The following is a 2,210-nucleotide window of genomic DNA, read 5'->3' on the forward strand; positions in this document are numbered from 1 at the left end:
CATGAACCTGCTCCCGAATGAATTGCTGTAGAAGCTCTCTGGCTGCTAGCAGAGGATAACTTCTATAGGCGATCTGATCATCCGGGATCCTACATCTACACAAAAGGGCCCGCGATATCGCGGGCCCTTTTCATTGCGCTGCCGGAACGTCCTAGGCGACGTCGGCGGCCTTCTGGAAGTGCTCTCTGGCGTGGTGGTAGAGCACGCCGGCGTAGCCGTTGCGCTGCATGACCTTGAGGATCTTCGCCGGGTTGTTGTCCTCCAGCGCCTTGTGCAATTTTGCCCGCTGCTCGGCATCGAGGGCTTCGTACCAGTGGAAGGGCTCGCCGCGCGCGTCGCCGTCCTCGGCCTTGGCGATGAGGTCCATCTCGACGCGACCGCCGTGGCGGTAGAGGATGTCGTAGCCCTCCTGCAGGAGAGTCGACGGCACGTCGCTCGGCTTCTCGAGACCTTCCAGCACGTTGTAGTAGTAATAGCTCAGCGGTTGCATTTGGCTTCTCCGGGGGTAGGCCATGGATCCGTCCCTGGCATGTGCTCCTGAACCTTCATCCTGCCTTAGCCATGGCGAGGCGCTCAACCGAAAAATGCACCCCCGGCGCTTCCGTCGCCTCACCCCCCGAAGATATCCGGCCAGTGGGCGTCGGCCGCCTCGATCTTGCCGGGTATGTCGCGCTCCCAGCGCCACTGAATCCACTTGCTGTAGTTCAGGTAGAGCCGGTCATCGACGATCCTCCATGCCTCGGGCACGGTCGAGGCGGCCTCGCCGTTGGCCGCCGCCCAGGCGCACCAGCCGCCGTACTGCGGGGCATAGGCCTCGGGGTCGGCCTGGAAGAGGTCGCGATGCTCGGCCGAGGCGAACTGCCAGGTGGCCTCGTGCCACTCCCACTGGAACTCGGCCGAGCCCGCCACCGGCTCGCCCTGGGTAAAGTAGGCCACCGGATCGGTGCCGCCGATGGCCAGGCCGTCCCGGGTGAAGATGCGCCCGTCGGCGGCCGCGCCCAGCGACCAGGCCAGGCCGATCGCCAGGGCGAGGGCCATCCACCAGCGTTTGCGATTCATGATCGGTCTCCTTTAGAGCCTGCGTTCATGGCGCTCTGTCGCGATGCGGCTCCCGGCCTTACAGGCGGGCTCGTTGAGGCGCCTCTCATATATGGAAGGGATTTCCACTGGTGCCACGGCTGGGCTACCATGTCGGCTCGATTCCCTGTTCTGGAGCCCGCATGAGCTTTTACGTCTATCTCTCCGGCGAGATCCACACCGACTGGCGCGACGAGATCCAGCGCGGCGCCGAGGCCGCCGGCCTCGATGTCGTCTTCACCTCGGCGGTCACCGATCACGATGCCAGCGATGCCGCCGGCGACCACCTGGGCCCGCAGAGCGAGGGCTTCTGGCGCGACCACAAGTCGTCCAAGGTGAACGCCATCCGCACCAAGACGCTGATCGAGCAGAGCGACCTGGTGGTGGTGCGCTTCGGCGACCAGTACAAGCAGTGGAACGCGGCCTTCGATGCCGGCTACTGCGCCGCCCTGGGCAAGCCCTACGTCACCCTCCACGGCGAGTCGATCATCCACCCGCTGAAGGAGGTCGACGCCTCGGCCATGGCCTGGGCCACCACCACCGACCAGGTGGTCGAGATCCTGCGCTACGTCCTCAAGGCCTGAGGCCGCAAGAGCCACGCGCTCGGCCGGGCCCCCGCCTGGCCGAGCGCGTGCGCTGTGCTAGCTTGAAGGGACCGGGCAGGGCCACCTGCCGCTCACCGCGAGGTGGCCCTTCATGCTGTTCATCACCAATCGCTTTCCCACCCAGAGCATCCGCACCCGGGCCAATCGCCCCTTCGCCTTCGATCTCAAGAACAACGCGGCCAGCAACTCCGTCTTCTACTGCGAGGAGGTCGGTTTGGGGCAGTATCAGGAGGTCGGCAGCAAGGCGTTTCTGCGCCGCCTCAAGGAATCCAACGCCCGGCAGGTGCTGATCTATCTCCACGGCTTCTCCAACCTGCCCGAGGACGTGTTCGTCGCGGTACGTGAGTTCCAGGCCCTCTGCGATGCCAGCGCCCACGGCGAGGTGCTGGTGGTGCCGCTGATCTGGCCCTGCGACAACGACCTGGGTGTCGTCAACCCGCCTCATTCATCAGGGCACAGAACGAGCGTGTTGAGTCCATCGATTGCCGGTACCGACCTGCTTCAACCTCATGCGGTCGCTTGGTAGAC

The 2,210-nt window shown here is 65.0% G+C and carries 4 protein-coding genes; 2 read left to right on the forward strand and 2 right to left on the reverse strand.

The window, feature by feature from the left end:
* Positions 1 to 151: 151 nt before the first annotated feature.
* Both BM388_RS17395 and BM388_RS17400 read right to left on the reverse strand, forming a co-directional pair.
* Complete coding sequence (locus BM388_RS17395) at positions 152 to 490, reverse strand: hypothetical protein (RefSeq protein ID WP_089852491.1); 339 nt, start codon at positions 488 to 490, stop codon at positions 152 to 154.
* A gap of 119 nt (positions 491 to 609) precedes the next feature.
* Positions 610 to 1,059: a YHS domain-containing (seleno)protein gene (locus BM388_RS17400; RefSeq protein WP_089852493.1), complete on the reverse strand. Its 450-nt coding sequence runs from the start codon at positions 1,057 to 1,059 to the stop codon at positions 610 to 612.
* A gap of 161 nt (positions 1,060 to 1,220) precedes the next feature.
* Between BM388_RS17400 and BM388_RS17405 the strand changes: the two genes are divergently transcribed.
* Both BM388_RS17405 and BM388_RS17410 read left to right on the forward strand, forming a co-directional pair.
* The gene (locus BM388_RS17405; protein WP_089852495.1) at positions 1,221 to 1,661 is read left to right on the forward strand and encodes a YtoQ family protein; all 441 of its coding nucleotides are present in this window, start codon (positions 1,221 to 1,223) and stop codon (positions 1,659 to 1,661) included.
* Between the two features lie 112 nt (positions 1,662 to 1,773).
* Positions 1,774 to 2,208, forward strand: a complete 435-nt coding sequence (locus BM388_RS17410; RefSeq protein WP_175535156.1) for a hypothetical protein — start codon at positions 1,774 to 1,776, stop codon at positions 2,206 to 2,208.
* Positions 2,209 to 2,210: the final 2 nt, after the last annotated feature.

The organism is Halomonas saccharevitans (assembly GCF_900116405.1).
Taxonomy (GTDB): Bacteria; Pseudomonadota; Gammaproteobacteria; order Pseudomonadales; family Halomonadaceae; genus Halomonas; species Halomonas saccharevitans.